The organism is Arthrobacter sp. 18067 (genome assembly GCF_902706295.1).
Classification (GTDB): domain Bacteria; phylum Actinomycetota; class Actinomycetes; order Actinomycetales; family Micrococcaceae; genus Arthrobacter.
In genome coordinates this window covers 74,788-89,379 of the sequence record NZ_CACSJJ010000012.1, presented here as the reverse complement: position 1 = coordinate 89,379, position 14,592 = coordinate 74,788, and the positions used below count along the sequence as shown (strand labels likewise).

Annotated in this window: 13 protein-coding genes; 3 read left to right on the top strand and 10 right to left on the bottom strand. The window is 63.1% G+C overall.

Annotated features, from left to right (window positions below; all coding sequences use genetic code 11):
• Positions 1–96 precede the first annotated feature (96 nt).
• Positions 97–1,314, top strand: a complete 1,218-nt coding sequence (locus GVL04_RS13250) for an acyl-CoA dehydrogenase family protein (protein WP_159705191.1) — start codon at positions 97–99, stop codon at positions 1,312–1,314.
• Between the two features lie 17 nt (positions 1,315–1,331).
• On the opposite strand, the gene GVL04_RS13245 is transcribed toward GVL04_RS13250, so the two are convergent.
• The 4 genes from GVL04_RS13245 to GVL04_RS13235 all read right to left on the bottom strand — a co-directional run bounded on the left by GVL04_RS13245 (position 1,332) and on the right by GVL04_RS13235 (position 6,211).
• Entirely contained in the window at positions 1,332–2,597 is a 1,266-nt protein-coding gene (locus tag GVL04_RS13245) for an APC family permease (RefSeq protein ID WP_268825381.1), read from the bottom strand.
• Positions 2,483–2,914, bottom strand: a complete 432-nt coding sequence (locus tag GVL04_RS24835; protein ID WP_268825380.1) for an amino acid permease — start codon at positions 2,912–2,914, stop codon at positions 2,483–2,485. The genes GVL04_RS13245 and GVL04_RS24835 overlap by 115 nt, the downstream gene beginning before the upstream one ends.
• 144 nt (positions 2,915–3,058) lie before the next feature.
• A complete protein-coding gene (locus GVL04_RS13240) occupies positions 3,059–4,699 on the bottom strand; it encodes a GMC family oxidoreductase (RefSeq protein WP_159705188.1) in 1,641 nt (546 codons plus the stop codon).
• Positions 4,700–6,211 carry an aldehyde dehydrogenase family protein gene (locus GVL04_RS13235; RefSeq protein WP_159705185.1) on the bottom strand — a complete coding sequence of 504 codons (1,512 nt, stop codon included), beginning with the start codon at positions 6,209–6,211 and terminating at the stop codon, positions 4,700–4,702. It lies immediately after the preceding gene.
• 126 nt (positions 6,212–6,337) lie between these two features.
• On the opposite strand from GVL04_RS13235, the gene GVL04_RS13230 reads away from it, so the two are divergent.
• Positions 6,338–7,924, top strand: coding sequence for a molybdopterin-dependent oxidoreductase (locus GVL04_RS13230; RefSeq protein ID WP_235036276.1), 1,587 nt, complete (start codon positions 6,338–6,340; stop codon positions 7,922–7,924).
• Positions 7,925–8,009: 85 nt separating this feature from the next.
• Here GVL04_RS13230 and GVL04_RS13225 read toward each other — a convergent pair whose 3' ends face one another.
• The 6 genes from GVL04_RS13225 to GVL04_RS13200 all read right to left on the bottom strand — a co-directional run bounded on the left by GVL04_RS13225 (position 8,010) and on the right by GVL04_RS13200 (position 13,492).
• Complete coding sequence (locus tag GVL04_RS13225; RefSeq protein ID WP_159705179.1) at positions 8,010–8,930, bottom strand: hypothetical protein; 921 nt, start codon at positions 8,928–8,930, stop codon at positions 8,010–8,012.
• A gap of 240 nt (positions 8,931–9,170) precedes the next feature.
• Entirely contained in the window at positions 9,171–9,776 is a 606-nt protein-coding gene (locus GVL04_RS13220; protein WP_159705176.1) for a TetR/AcrR family transcriptional regulator, read from the bottom strand.
• Positions 9,777–9,820: 44 nt separating this feature from the next.
• Positions 9,821–10,579, bottom strand: a complete 759-nt coding sequence (locus GVL04_RS13215; RefSeq protein WP_159705173.1) for a MerR family transcriptional regulator — start codon at positions 10,577–10,579, stop codon at positions 9,821–9,823.
• 77 nt (positions 10,580–10,656) lie between these two features.
• A complete protein-coding gene (locus GVL04_RS13210) occupies positions 10,657–11,292 on the bottom strand; it encodes a PadR family transcriptional regulator (protein WP_159705170.1) in 636 nt (211 codons plus the stop codon).
• Positions 11,293–11,583: 291 nt separating this feature from the next.
• A complete protein-coding gene (nadE, locus tag GVL04_RS13205; RefSeq protein WP_159705167.1) occupies positions 11,584–12,405 on the bottom strand; it encodes an ammonia-dependent NAD(+) synthetase in 822 nt (273 codons plus the stop codon).
• A 67-nt stretch (positions 12,406–12,472) separates the two neighbouring features.
• Complete coding sequence (locus GVL04_RS13200) at positions 12,473–13,492, bottom strand: LacI family DNA-binding transcriptional regulator (RefSeq protein ID WP_159705164.1); 1,020 nt, start codon at positions 13,490–13,492, stop codon at positions 12,473–12,475.
• 214 nt (positions 13,493–13,706) lie between these two features.
• On the opposite strand from GVL04_RS13200, the gene GVL04_RS13195 reads away from it, so the two are divergent.
• Positions 13,707–14,552 (top strand): sugar phosphate isomerase/epimerase, encoded by an 846-nt coding sequence (locus tag GVL04_RS13195; RefSeq protein ID WP_235036275.1) that lies wholly within the window; start codon positions 13,707–13,709, stop codon positions 14,550–14,552.
• Positions 14,553–14,592 lie beyond the last annotated feature (40 nt).

Below are 14,592 nucleotides of genomic sequence, written 5' to 3'. Positions count from 1 at the left end.
CTTCATTGCCCGGCCTAGTGATCCACATCACCTTGCAATATACTAGGACATCCAAGGGTTTGGAAGAGCCTGTGCGGGACATGACGAAGGGGTCTAATGCTCGACGAAAAAGCTGCCGGCACCGTCACCAGCGGTGCGGCAACAGAACGTGTCCTCCCTCCTTACCCGGAGGCGGACCTTATGCACGTAGTGGATCTGCTCCCACCATCGGAGCGTGTGCGCTACCTCGAGATCAGGGAATTCCTGCAGACACGCATCCGGGCAGCCAGTATCGAGTACTGGAACCGTGAGGAATTTCCGTTCGGACTGCTGGCCGATATGGCCAAGTTCGGGCTCGGAGGACTACAGACGGACGGCTCCACCAAGCTCTTCAAGGGCCTCATGTACACCGAGATCGCCAGGGCCGACGTGTCTCTTTCGGCGTTGGTGGGCATCCACAACGAGCTCATCGTGGGCATGATCCACGAGCTCGGCTCTGATGATCAGAAGCGCAAGTGGCTGCCTGGGCTGGAAGCCTTTACCCAGCTGGGCGCCTTCGCCCTCACTGAACCGGACCACGGCTCGGACATCGCCGGAGGACTTTCGACGACGGCGCGGCGCGACGGCGGCGAATGGGTCATCAACGGTGCCAAGCGCTGGATTGGTGCAGGCACGATTGCCGACTTTGCGCTGGTTTGGGCCCGGGACGAATCCGACGGGCAGATCAAGGGCTTCATTGTGGAGACCGATCGCCCCGGATACTCGGCCACTAAGATCTCCAACAAGATCGGGCTCAGGATCATGCAGAACGCGGACATCGTCCTGGACGAGGTCCGCATACCTTTGGAGAATCTCCTGCCCGGGGCCACGGAGTTCTCGCGGGCGAACGATCTTTTGCGTGATTCCCGGGCTTGGGTGGGTTGGCAGGCCGCAGGGATTCAGTTGGCAGCTTTTGATATTGCCCGTTCTTACGCGTTGGAACGCCAACAATTCGGCAAGGAACTGGCCCGTTTCCAGCTGGTGCAACAGCAGCTCGCGGACATCCTGGGCAATGCGAACGCCTCACTGTCCATGATGGTGGAACTCGCGCGGATCCAGCAGGCAGGCAAGCTCGAAATGGTGCAAGCTGCCATGTGCAAGGCCACCACCACCCGGCTGGCGCGCTCCTCCGTGGCGATGGGCCGTTCACTCTTGGGCGGGAACGGGATCACCACGGACTACGAGATGGGCAAGCTCTTCGGCGACGCCGAGATCCTTTACACGTACGAGGGAAGTTACGAGATCAATTCGATGATCGTGGCCCGGGCGGTGACAGGGAAGTCGGCCTTCGTCTGAGGCCGCCCGGGCACGCGTCAGGCTTTCTGGGCGGCGACCAAGGCCGGGTCCGGTTCCGAAGGCGCAGCGGCGGCTGCGTGCTCAGCCAGGACTCCGGTCTTGTGCCTGATGCGGAGACGGTAGAGGAGCGTTCCGCCGATGATGACCGTGCCAACAAAGATCACGCCACCCCATTGCAGGTACCACTCGAACGGCGGCACCGAGTTGTAAATCTCCGGCCGCGGCCACACCAGGTTCAGGGTCATGGCGCCGCCCCACAGCACGGCCACGATGTTGACGGGCAGCCCCCATTTTCCAAGGCTGAAGCCCGGTTCAGATCCGTCGTCCTTCAGGGGCCACTTCTTCAGGAACCGGCGCCGCAGCATTGGCACTGTCACCAGCAGGTAGGACAGGTAAATCAGGACAATGCTGATGCTGGAGAGAATGGTGAAGATAGCCGGCTGGGAGATGTTGACGATCAAGGGAATGACGGCCACTACGCCGATGACGATTGCAGCCACTGTGGGCGTTTTCCGGGTGGGATGCACTTTGCTGAGCTGACGGCTGAAGGGAAGGTTGTTGTCCCGGGCCATGGCGAACATCATCCGGATGGCTGCAGCATGCACGGCGAGGGTGCAGACCACCACGGCTACCACGATGCATGCCAGGAAGGCCTTGCCGAACGGGCCGCCCAATACTGAAAGCACGATGTACTGCAGTCCGCCGTCAGCCGCCCCCAGCTTGGGATCGGAGAGATCCGGGGCGGCCAGGATTCCGCCGAGGAGGAGCAGGCCTCCGAGAAGGAAGGATGCCGTAACGGCGCGCAGGATCGCCCTTGGCGCCGTCTTCTTGGGGTCCTTGGTTTCTTCGCCCAAGGAGCTGGCGGTGTCGAAGCCGTACATGACGTACCCCGAAGCCATGGCAGCAATGAGGAACACTCCGAAGAAGCCCAGGGGATGTTCTTCACCGAAGCCGGCAGTATCCAGGAGGACTTCCGGCCCCCGCACGGAGTGCCAGATAAGCGCGGCAATGAGCAGGACGGCCGCAACCAGTTCCACGAACACGCCCACACTGTTGATCATGGTCATGAGTTTCACGCCGAACGCGTTGATGAGTGTGGAAATGCCGATCATGATGCTGGCCAGGATGACCCCGTTGACGGCGAAGTCGTAAGGACCTGTTCCGTCGCCTACCAGTTGGAAGCCGCTCCAGATCTGGGGCAACGTGATTTGGAGGGCCAAGGCGACCGACCAAGGGCCATGATCGAGGAGAGCAGCAGCAACCAGCCCGCCAGCCAGGCCCACGTTCCGGTGGAGAGCCTTTTGGCCCAGTTGTAGACCGACCCGGCCACCGGGTAGCGTCCGGCCAATTCCGCAAAGCACAGGGCGACCATCAGCTGGCCGACGAAGACGATGGGCCACGACCAGGCATAGGCGGGTCCCGCCGTCGAGAATCCGAAGTAAAACAGTTGAAAAACGCCGGTGAGGATGGAGATGTAGCTGACGCCGGCGGCGAAGCTGGCGAACTTACCGATGCTGCGGTCCAGGGTTTGGGCATAGCCAAACTCGTCCATGCCGCTTGCATCGCTCTTGCAGGGTCCTATTTTGCTGGGTTCTGACATGCGAACTCCTAGTTCAGACGTGCACGAATGGTGACTTTCTGCGGCCGCCATTGGACGCAGATGAAATCAAGGCCGGGCACCGCGTTGTGCCTCCGGCTGTTTCCCCCATTGTTTGTTGCGTGGGTCTAAAAGCAGGGTGCCTGGTCAGGCGAGGGACAAGCTGAAGCCGGCTTCCGCCGTCGTGGTGTCCTCCGTCCGGCTGGTTCGGATGAGGTCGGCGCAGCGCTCGCCAATCATCATGACGGTGATGTTCGGGTTCACGGTGACGTGTTCCGGCATGACGGAGGCATCGGCCACGCGCAGTCCGGTCACGCCCTTGACCCGAAGTTCGGGATCCAAGGGTGACATGTGGTCGTCCACCGATCCCATGCGGACCGTGCCGACGGGGTGGTAGACGGTGTTGTGCGTTTTGCGGATGTAATCCTGCAGCTCCTCATCGGTCTGCGCTTCGATGCCAGGGGAGAGCTCCCTGCCGGTCCATTCAGCCATTGCCGGCTGGGTGGCGATTTCGCGGGCCTTGCGGATACCGGCCACCATGACGCGCATGTCGTGCCCCTCCGGATCGGTGAAGTAGCGGGGATCCACCATGGGCTTGTCGCGGAAGTCTCGGCTCCGCAAGCGAACGGTCCCGCGGGAGCGCGCATGGGTGACGTTCGGAGTGAGGCTGAAGCCGTTCTCCGTGGTGGGGTAGCCGTACCGCAGGGTGTTCATGTCGAAGGGCACGGAGCCGTAATGCATCATCAGGTCCGGGCGGTCCAGGCCATCTTCGGTGGGAGTGAAGATGCCGATCTCCCACCACTGGGTGGAGGCCTGCACCATGGGCTGCTTGGCCTCGAACTGAACCACGCCTTCCGGGTGGTCCTGCAGGTGCTCGCCGACGCCAGGGGAATCCACCAGTACCTCGACGCCGTGCGCTGCCAGATGTTCGGCCGGGCCAATGCCGGAGAGCATGAGGAGCTTGGGGGAGTCGATTGCGCCGGTGGACAGGATGACTTCGCGATGCGCGTTCAGCCTGTGCGTACGGCCGAAGGCCGAGTCCACCACGTCCACTCCGGTGCAGCGCTTGTCCGCGTCGAACACCAGTTGCCGCGCCCGCAGGCCCGTCAGCAGCGTGAAGTTTTCGCGATCAACGATGGGGTGGATGTAGGAGACCGAGCTGGAAGAACGTGTCCCGTCCGAGCGTCGGTTGATCTGGAAGAAGTTGGCGCCGTTGATCACTGTGGTGCCGTCATTGAACTTCGCGCGGGGGATGCCGGTCTGCTCGCAGGCATCAAGGAGCGCGACTCCGGCGGGATCGTTCGGGGGCACGTTCATCAAATGCACCGGACCGTTGTCGCCGTGGTGGGGAGCATCCGGGCCGGCGTCTTCGTTCGTTTCCAGCCGTTGGTACAAGGGCCAGGCGGCCGCAGCGTTCCAGCCGGTGGCACCGTACTTGGACTCCCACTCGTCCAGGTCTTCGCGGGGAGCCCAGAAAGCGATGCAGGAGTTGTGGCTGGAGCAGCCGCCCATGACCTTGGCGCGGGCATGGCGCATGAAGGAGTTACCGTTTTCCTGCGGTTCCACCGGGTAATCCCAGTCGTATCCAGACTCCAGCAGTTCCATCCAGCGGTCCAGTTGCAGGATCTCGGGCAGGCCCCGGTCATCCGGGCCGGCTTCAACCAGAGCCACAGTCACGGCCGGGTCCTCGCTCAGCCGGGCGGCCACGGCAGCTCCGGCAGATCCTCCGCCAATGACGACGTAATCGAACCCGCGCTCGCTGAGGTTCTCGATGTTGTCAACGTGCATCTATTTCTCCTTGCCGTGGTCTGCGAACCAGCCGGTCACCTGCGGGCTGGTGTTCTGGTAGATGTGCTTGGCTTCCTGGTACTCGCCCAGTCCGGTGGGGCCGAGCTCGCGGCCGACGCCGGACTGGCCGAAGCCGCCCCATTCGGCCTGCGGAAGGTAGGGGTGGTAGTCGTTGATCCAGACGGTGCCGTGCCGCAAGCGGCCAGCGACGCGCTGGGCCTTGCCGGCATCCTGGGTCCAGACCGCACCGGCCAGTCCATAGATGGTGTCATTGGCTGTGGCTACGGCTTCGTCTTCAGTGCGGAAAGTTTCCACTGTTACTACCGGGCCAAAGGCTTCGTCGATGACAACCGACATTCCCCTGGTCACGCGATCCAGCACCGTCGGCTGGAAGTAGAAACCGGCGTCGAACTTCTCGCCTTCGGGGGCAGCGCCGCCGCACCGCAGCCGGGCGCCTTCGGCCACACCACGCTGGACGTACGCGTCCACCTTCTCCCGGTGCGCTGCGGAAATCAGCGGCCCGGTTTCGGCGGACTCATCAAACGGGCCGCCGAGGCGGATGTCTTGTGCCTTGCGGACCAACTCGTCGACGAAGCGCTCGGCGATGGATTCCTCCACCACCAGCCGCGCCCCGGCGGAGCAGACCTGCCCCGAGTGCACAAAGGCACCGTTCAACGCATTGTCGACGGCGGCGTCGAAGTCAGCATCAGCAAACACGACGTTGGGGTTCTTGCCGCCGAGCTCCAGCGCCACCTTTTTCACCGTGCCGGCTGCGGCCGCGGCAATGCGCTTGCCGGTTTCCAGCCCACCGGTGAAAGAGACCAAGTCGACGTCGGGGTGTTCCGAGAGCGGTGCGCCCGTTTGTGCGCCGGCGCCGGTCACCAGATTGGCGACGCCGTCCGGCAAGCCGAGATCCTGCAGCAACTGCATGGCAAGGATGGCGGTGGATGGGGTCAGCTCGGAAGGCTTGAGGACGAAGGTACAGCCGGCGGCCAGCGCGGGCGCGATCTTCCACGCGGCCTGCAGCAACGGGTAGTTCCACGGCGTGATCAAACCGCAGACGCCAACAGGCTCGTAGACGATTTTGCTCACGACGGCGGGGTCCCCGGCATCGACCACCCGGCCCGCCGACTGCCCGGCGAGACGTCCGAAATATTCGAAGCAGGCGGCGATGTCGTCAATGTCGATGCGGCTTTCGATGATCCGCTTGCCGGTGTCCAGGGATTCGGCGCGGGCGAACTTCTCCCGACGTTCGCGCAGTTCTGCGGCGACCTTGAGCAGGAACGCGCCTCTCTCGGGAGCAGGGACATTTGCCCAAACGCCGGAATCGAAGGCCGCGCGGGCTGCGGAAATGGCGCGCTCGGCATCTTCACGGTCGGCTTCGGACACCGTGGCGACCAGTTCGCCGTCGGCCGGGTTGTGGATTCTTCTTACAGCACCGGACGCTGCCGGCTCCCACGAGCCGCTGATGAAAAGCGTGGAGGCGGAATCAGAAAATGTGGCTTGGGTCATACGAAGGAGGTTAGTGCATCTTGAACATTCGTTCAAGGAAATTTATGAACAAATGTTCAAAGTGGGGCTGTGCATCACGAGGATGCCCGCACCCATCCCTGCTCCCGGCCGCTACGAACCACTGACATGAAAAAGCTCGGACTCCGGACCAAAGGCCCCGAAACCATGGCAGCGCTTGCCGGCATGGTGTCGGCCGCCGTCGTGCTTGCCGTTGCCGAGCTGATCGGCGCCTTCTTCACTGCCAGGGCCACCCCGGTGTTTGCCCTGGGATCCACGTTCATCGACTTCACGCCACCCTGGATGAAGGACTTTGCGATTGCCACGTTCGGTACGAACGACAAGGCTGCGTTGTTCGTAGGCATGGGCCTGACGATCGCCGTGCTGGCCTGCGTGCTGGGCATTGTTGCCTACCGGAAGTGGGCCTTGGGTGTCCTGGGCGTCCTGTTCATGGGCGCTGTGATTGTGGCCGCGGTCCTGACCCGCGCCGGGGTGGGACCCGCCGACGCCATCCCATCCGTCCTCGGAACCATCTCCGGCCTCATCGTCCTGCGCCGGCTCATGGTGCCGTTGTGGGGTTTGAAGGCCTGGCCGGAAGCCCCCGCGGACATAGCGGCCGACGTCGATACCCAGGTAGGCGGAGCCGGTACCAGCCGCCGTCGCTTCTTTGCTGCAGTCGGGATCACCGCGGTTGCCGCCGGTATCGCGGCGACTGGTGGGCGACTGCTCGGTGCCGCCCGCAACAACGTCGCCCAGGCCCGGGATGCCCTCCGGCTGCCGTCGCCGATAAAGGCTGCGCCCCCTATACCGGCGGGCGTTCAGTCCCCGGTTCCGGGAGTTTTCCCCTGGCTGACACCGAACAACGACTTCTACCGCATCGATACCGCCCTCAGCGTTCCGGAAATCAACGTCAATGATTGGTCACTGCGGGTGCACGGAATGGTTGAGGAGGAGGTAACCCTCACGTTCCAGGACCTGCTCGACGCCGATCTTATCGAATCGCACGTCACCCTCACCTGCGTGTCTAACCCGGTGGGCGGAAAACTTGCCGGAAACGCCAAGTGGCTGGGCATGCCCATCCGCGAAGTCCTGGCCATGGCCAAGCCGAAGGAAGGCGCGGACATGGTGCTCTCAACATCCATTGACGGCTTCAGCGCCTCCACCCCATTGGAGGTCCTGCAGGATGACCGCGATGCCATGCTGGCCATTGGCATGAACGGTGAGCCGCTTCCGGTGGAGCACGGATACCCCGTGCGGATGGTGGTTCCAGGGCTGTACGGATTCGTCTCCGCCACTAAGTGGGTGGTGGACCTGGAAGTCACCCGCTTCGCAGACAGCAAGGCTTACTGGACCGAGCGCGGTTGGTCAGAGCGCGGCCCCATCAAGACCATGGCGCGTGTGGACGTACCCAAGTCCTTTGCGAAGTTCGCGCCAGGAAAGGTCGCCGTCGGCGGCACAGCATGGGCCCAGACACGGGGGATCACCAAGGTGGAAGTCCAGATCGACGACGGCGAGTGGGTGGAAGCAACCCTTTCCGACGAAGCGTCCACCATCACGTGGCGTCAGTGGTCCTATGAATGGGACGCCACGCCCGGCCTGCACTACGTCAAGGCCCGCGCCACCGACGGCACCGGCGAAGTCCAGACGGAGCAGCGCGCCGATCCGGTCCCTGACGGAGCCTCGGGCTGGCCGTCGGTGATGGTGACGGTGGAGTAATGGTTTCGTTGACGATCGAGCCATGACAGGGGGCCGACGACGGCGGGTGAGTCCCGCCGTCGTCGGCTCTTTCATCCTGTGGGCGTCAGCCGAAGACCCGGGTACCTTCAGGCATCGCGGCCATGGACGAGGCTCCGCCGCTGATGTCCTGGTCATTGGCGGTCAGCCCGGTGGGGTCGTAGTAGGCGGCAACCAGACGCTGCTTGATGTAGCCCAGCACTATCTGACCCTTGGAATCGCAGTTTCTTGCGGTGATGGCCGTGAAGTTCTGCCAACCGTTCCCCGCAGCCGGGCGGATTGTCTTGGAGCTCCACTGCGTAGGTGTGGCGTCCGGGATGAGGTACTGGCGCAGCTCGCCGGTGGAGAGGGTGGCCATCAACACGGCCACGGGCTTTCCGTTGACGGCCACCGCGGGCGCGGAGCCGATCGACGTGATGGAGGCGCCTCCGCCGAACACCTTGACCGTGCCGGTGATGGTCCGGGCGCTCGAATCGATGGTGTAGCGGTAGAGCTCGCCGCCGCTGGTGAGCCGGAAGACGAACTGCTGGCCCCGGACGTTGGCTGTGCCGCTATAGGTGGTGGTGATGGACTTCTGGAACCAGCCATTGCCGATGGTGGTCACTGGTCCGTCGATGGAGTGCTTCCACGTGCCGTCTGCCTGGAGGTCCTGCCGCTGGTTGTAGAACTTCGCTTTGCCGTCCGAGGAAGTGCCGAAATAGGAGAACTTGCCGAAGGTTTCGTCGCCCAACCCGCCGAGCTGCGTCAGGTAGGTCGCATCGAACGGCACTGGAGAGGACCAACTGTTGTGTTCCCAGCGGAGCTTGCCGCTGCTGAGGAACACGGCACCGAGATTCCCGTTCGGCTCCATGCTCAGCAGGCCGCCATAGCAGTCGGTGGGTGTCGGCGTGGGCGTGGGGTAAGAGGTGGCGGCGCTGGCCGGTGCGACGCCGGAGAGTGCCAACGCGCCCGCGGCGAGGCCCCCGAGCAGCTTTGTGGTGAGTTTCATCCCTCGATACTCGGGCACACCCGGCCGTTGCGCTATGGGGCGAACTACCCACCCGGCCTGCTCATTTTGGTGGCTTTGGCCGGCTTTCCATGCAAAGAAGGCGCGGCCGGTCCTCCCACGACGGGACATGGACGAACCCGCAACCCACTCGATGTCCTCGCGCGGTGGGGACCACTCAGATCTGCGCGGCGCACGGACAATCGCAGTTCTCCAACGGGGTGTCTCAAACGAAACGCGCCATCACCGAAGATCGGCGTGCCGTGAAGGAGCGAACGCGATCTCTTCCGTGCGCGCAATGCCTCGCTCGATGGCCGCCTTGTCGATTCCGAGGAGCGTGGTGAGCCACATGCCGTTCTGCACCACGACGATGTCGGCCGCCCGCTCCCGGCATTCGTCAGGGGAAAGCCCGGGAATGGCATTCCCTATCAAGGCCGCAAGCCCCTGAAGATATCTGTCAAAGGCCGCGGCATTGATTTGGGCAAAGTCCTCGTCCGCTTGGGCGAGGGCCCACAAATGGAGGCGGAGGGATAGGTACGGCGTGGTCAGGAGTTCGGGGTCTGCGACGCGACGAAGGGACTCCCGGAGTTGCTCATCCGGGGTTGAGGTGGGCGCCGGCTCCACCAGCAAGAGGTCGTGCTCTTCAATCTGGTGGAGCACCGCGCGGATCAAACTCGGTTTGTCTTCGTAGTAGTAGTTCACGAGCCCAAGCGCGACGCCGGCTTCACGTGCCACGGCGCGCATATTGATGCCCGAAATGCCGTGGCGGGACAGCAGTTCCAGTGCCGCATCAAGAATGCGCTTCTGTCTGTCAACCTGTTCGCCGGACTTTACGGTGCTTGTACCCATTCGGCCAGACTATTGCGAAACCCTGATCAGCGCATCCTGACCGTCTACAGGTTCTTTTCCGCGTAAACCCGCAGGGCATCCCGGACGAATGTCGCCCCTGATTCCCCGCCATAGTTGGCCGCGAACCGCGGATCAGCAACGTACATTTCTCCGAGTCCCGTGACGTACCCCTTGACGTCTCCGCCAGGTGCCGCCGTCGGGGTTCCCGGGATGCCGCGAAGCCACTCGACGTGACGCCGTGCAAGGTCCTGCGCCTCGGCGCCGTCAGGCGCAGCCCCTGATTCCGCGGCGGAAATCCAGTCCGTGCCCAGCTTTTGGACCCGGTCCTTCCACTGCTGCTTTTCGTCAGCGCTCATCCCGCGCCACCACGAATCGCTGGCGGCGTAGGCATCCTTGCCCCAACGTTCCTCCACCTCGTCCTTGTACTGAGTGTGGTCGAAGCCATCAAACATGTTCTGTGCCATGTACTTTCCATCCCCTTTCATTGTGTCGATGGTCTGCCGGACGGACGCGATCTGCCGGGCGAGCCTGTCCTGCTCCTGAGCGAGCCATTCCAGATGGCTGCTCAACGCTTTGACGGTGTCTGTCTCGCGATCGAGAACCTCGGCGATGGCCGGGAGGCCAAGCCCCAGTTCCCGGAGCAGGAGGATGCGCTGGAGTTGAACCAGGGCCGGACCGTCATAGTAGCGATAGCCGTTATGGCCGGTCCGGCTTGGTTTCAGCAGTCCGATGTCGTCGTAGTGACGCAGCGTGCGGCTGGTAGTCCCTGCGATCTTGGCGATTTCCTGGATTGACCAGTCCATACGTCCTCCGTCCTGTGCTTGTACTTCGACAGTAGGGGTTGACGTTACGTCAAGGTCAAGGGGATGGTGGCCGGCACTTAGTCGGCCAGGATCAGGTAGAGCGCCCTGCGGGTTTCGTCCAGCTTCTCAATGGCGGCCTGACGCTGTTCGTCCGTTGCGGCTGCCCGGAATTGGTGGATGACTCCCATGAGCTTGCCCACGCTTTGGTGGAAAGCGGCGCCCGTTCCGTCAGCCTCGGTGTTCCAAGCGTTGGCCAGCTCTTCTTCATGCTCGGCGATGTAGGCCTTGCCGTCATCTGTGAGCGTGAATTCGGTGCGCCGACCTTCGCCGACGGCGACGATCAGTTCCTCGTCGACCAATTGCTGCAGCGTCGGATAGACCGAACCGGGGCTGGGGCGCCATGCGCCGGACGTCTTTTCGGTGATGGTCTTGATCAGGCCATAGCCGTTGGACGGAGCTTCGGCCAACAGCGAGAGAATCGCAGCGCGGACATCGCCTCGGTTGGCTCGGCGTGAACCGCCGGGACCAAAGCCCCTGGGGCCGAATCCGGGTCCAAAGCCGGGGCCGAAACCGCCCGGTCCGAAGCCTGGGCCAAATCCGCCTCCGCCGTGTCCGCCCGGTCCGCGCCGGCCTTTGCCGCGATTGAAGCGGCCCCGTCCGTGTCCGTGGTCATGCTCGGGGAATGAGTTGTCGTGTTCGTTGATGCCTTTCATAGCAGCATCGTCCTTTCGGTTGAATGGTTCGCCGAAGGAGTATCGGCGATAGTTAACGATATATCGGTAACTATCGCTACGTCAAGACCCAGAAATTGGGGGGATGAGAGAGGGCCGGCCGGAAAGTGTCGTTAGGTGAGAGAGCGCCGGCCGGAAAGTGTCGTTAGGTGAGAGAGGGCCGGCCGGAAAGTGCCGAAAGGTGAGAGAGGGTCGGTTAAAGCACGACGGCGGGTGCGGACTTCCGTTCGGAAGCCGGCACCCGCCGTCGTGGTTTGTTCTGAAAAGCGGTGGCTATTTCCACCACGTGTCGAAGATGGTGACCGGAACCGTGCGCTTGTGGCGCGTCCGGAGGTACTTCTGCTCGATCAGTCCAGCGGCGTCCTCGGGGATGTCACGGCCCTCAAGGTAGTCGTCGATCTGGTCGTAGGTGATGCCGAGCTCGTCCTCGTCCGTGCGGCCAGGCTTGTTGTCCAGGAGATCGGCCGTAGGCACCTTTTCCCACACGCGGGCTGGTGCGCCGAGTTCGGCGAGGAGGGCGCGGTTCTGGCGTTTGTTCAGGCCGAACAGCGGCAGGATGTCCGCGCCGCCGTCGCCGAATTTCGTGAAGAAGCCCGTCACGGACTCGGCGCCGTGGTCCGTGCCGATCACAAGGTAGTTGTGCTCGCCCGCAAGGGCATATTGGGCGATCATGCGCGCGCGGGCCTTGGTGTTGCCCTTGTGGAAGTCGGAGATCGGGGCTCCGGTGGTCTTTTCGAACTCTTCCTCGAAGCCGTCCACGGCCTGGGAGATGTTGTAGGTCCATTCGGTCTTGGCTTTGATGAAGTCCAAGGCTGCTTGGGCGTCGTCTTCATCGTGCTGGATGCCGTAGGGGAGGCGGACTGCAACGAAGTTCGCGTCGACGCCTTCAGCTTCCAGTTCCTCGACAGCCAACTGGGCGAGGCGGCCGGCCAGCGAAGAATCGATGCCGCCCGAAATGCCGAGGACAAAGCCCTTGGTGCCGGTCGCTTTGACGTAATCCTTCAGGAAGGCGACCCGTTTGCGGATCTCCTCCGCAGGATTGATCCGGGGCTGGACGCCCATTTCCTCAATGATGGTGGCCTGGAGTTCGCGCATGGTCCAACACTAGTCAGCGGTATGACGAAGGCTCAACCATGTTGCACGCGTATGGCCCAAGTGACAGTTAGTTGGGGGAGGCCGGTCCCGTTGAGCCGCGGACCGTGAGGTGGGTGGGCATGACGGAGCGGTTGCGGTTTCCGCCCCCGGCCAGCGGGTTGAGCTGGGCAAGCAACATGGACACGGCCACGCGTCCCGCCTGTTCGATGGGGGAGCTCATGGTGGTCAACGGGGGATTGCAGAAGTCCGCGCCAAAGATGTCGTCACAGCCCACGATGCTCATGTCCTCCGGTACGCGCAGCCCGCGCTCCCGAAGCCTCTGCAGCATGCCGATGGCAATGAGGTCGTTGAAGACGATGCACGCAGTGACTCCGCTGTGGACCGCCGCATCAGCGGCCGCAGCTCCTGACTGTGTCTTGGGCGCGAAGGGCCCAATGATGCGAACGTCCACGCCCCGGCTTTCAGCAGCGGCGGATAAGGCTGCCCAGCGGCGTGCACTGGACTGGGAAACCGCCGGTCCGGAAACGTAGGCGACGGACGTGTGGCCCAGGGAAATCAGATGGTCCAAGGCCTGTGGCATGGCCGAAGGCGTATCGATGATGACCGCCGGGACGCCGTCGACGTCCCGGTTGACGGTAACCATCGGCATGCTGGCGGCGGCAGCGGCAAGTGCCTCGTCGTTGAGGCGTGAAGCCGCAACAATCACGCCATCGGCGCTCTTGCGGAGTTGCTCCAGCGTGCTGGCCTCCACTTCGTCTGACTCTTCGGTGTCCACGAGTAGCTGTGTGTAGCCGGCGGCTTTGAGCTGCAGCTGGGTGCCACGGATGAGGTCGAAGTAGAACGGGTTGGTGATATCCGGGACCAGGACACCCACGGCGCCGGTCCGGCCGGAACTTAATGCCTTCGCTTGGGAGTTGGGCGTGTAATTGAGTTCGACGGCGGCGGCTTGGATCCGCTCGCGGGTGCGGATATTGACCCGGTCCGGATTCGCGAGGGCCCTGGATACCGTGGACGCCGCGACACCGCACAGCGCGGCGATGTCGTGGATGGTTGCAGGCCGGCCTGCAGCCACAGGTTGCGTCGCCATGGGCGTTCCTCTCTGAACGTCAGATCATGCGGCTGTGACCAGTGCCACACCGTTGATCCAGAGTGCCACACCTTGGCAGATTTTGGCAATCGGTTGTCAGGCTGGTGCCAATATGGCTAAACTCAGGGGAGCAAGACCTGCCTGTGAACTGCGTCACCGAGCCACCATGCGGTGCGGCCACAGGACTAAGCCACAGGACCACCAAGGAGATTTCGTGACTCAACCCAATGCCGTGTGGAACCTCTCCGGTTTCGGCGACGAAGTAGATCCTGACCCCGCCATCCAGGCCGCAGTGCTGCTGGCCCTCGGAGCGAACCACATCGAAGTCCGCAGCGCATGGGGCACCAATGTTTCAGAACTGGATCAGGAGTCGGTGACGCGGCTTAAGGCCATCCTCGATGAGAAGGGCCTCAAAGTCTCCGCCGTTGCCAGCCCTATTGGCAAGGTGGATGTCGGCCTGCCGGTGGAGCACGAGGTCGCCCGGCTCCGCCAGATCATCTCGGTCGCAAGGGCCCTGGACACCAAATACGTTCGCATCTTCTCCTTCTACCGCGCTGAAGGCCAGAGCCAGGAAGACATCCGCGAGGCCGTCATGGAACGCATGGCTGCGCTGGCGGGAGAAGCCGCGGCACACGGCATCATCCTGTTGCATGAAAACGAGAAGGGCATCTACGGCGATACGCCGGACCGCGTCCTGGACATCATGGAGACGGTCAACTCACCAGCGCTCCGAGTGGCATGGGACAACGCCAACTTCGTCCAGGTGGGCGTCAAGCCTTACACCGAGGGCTACGCCATCCTGCGCCCGTACCTGGAGTACCTGCAAGTCAAGGATGCCATCGCCACCACTGGCGAAGTGGTCCCATCGGGCGAAGGTGACGGCGAATTGGACGCAACCATCAGCGCCCTCGCGGCTGACGGATACACGGGCTTCGCATCGCTCGAGCCGCACTTGGCCAGCGCTCACGAACTGGGCGGGTATTCCGGACCGGTGGCTTTTGGTGTTGCGGCCCGCGCTTTTGCCGGCCTCGCCGCCAAAAACAACGTCACTCTCGCCTGACAAGCGCAAAACCCGACAGCATCATCCTTCGAAGGAGCAG

Bases quoted from the DNA above. Each gene is read 5' to 3' on its own strand.
- GVL04_RS13250 (WP_159705191.1), top strand. From the start codon at position 97: ATGCTCGACGAAAAAGCTGCCGGCACCGTCACCAGCGGTGCGGCAACA.
- GVL04_RS24835 (WP_268825380.1), bottom strand. From the start codon at position 2,914: ATGTCAGAACCCAGCAAAATAGGACCCTGCAAGAGCGATGCAAGCGGC.
- GVL04_RS13240 (WP_159705188.1), bottom strand. From the start codon at position 4,699: ATGCACGTTGACAACATCGAGAACCTCAGCGAGCGCGGGTTCGATTAC.
- GVL04_RS13235 (WP_159705185.1), bottom strand. From the start codon at position 6,211: ATGACCCAAGCCACATTTTCTGATTCCGCCTCCACGCTTTTCATCAGC.
- GVL04_RS13230 (WP_235036276.1), top strand. From the start codon at position 6,338: ATGAAAAAGCTCGGACTCCGGACCAAAGGCCCCGAAACCATGGCAGCG.
- GVL04_RS13225 (WP_159705179.1), bottom strand. From the start codon at position 8,930: ATGAAACTCACCACAAAGCTGCTCGGGGGCCTCGCCGCGGGCGCGTTG.
- GVL04_RS13220 (WP_159705176.1), bottom strand. From the start codon at position 9,776: ATGGGTACAAGCACCGTAAAGTCCGGCGAACAGGTTGACAGACAGAAG.
- GVL04_RS13215 (WP_159705173.1), bottom strand. From the start codon at position 10,579: ATGGACTGGTCAATCCAGGAAATCGCCAAGATCGCAGGGACTACCAGC.
- GVL04_RS13210 (WP_159705170.1), bottom strand. From the start codon at position 11,292: ATGAAAGGCATCAACGAACACGACAACTCATTCCCCGAGCATGACCAC.
- nadE (WP_159705167.1), bottom strand. From the start codon at position 12,405: ATGCGCGAACTCCAGGCCACCATCATTGAGGAAATGGGCGTCCAGCCC.
- GVL04_RS13200 (WP_159705164.1), bottom strand. From the start codon at position 13,492: ATGGCGACGCAACCTGTGGCTGCAGGCCGGCCTGCAACCATCCACGAC.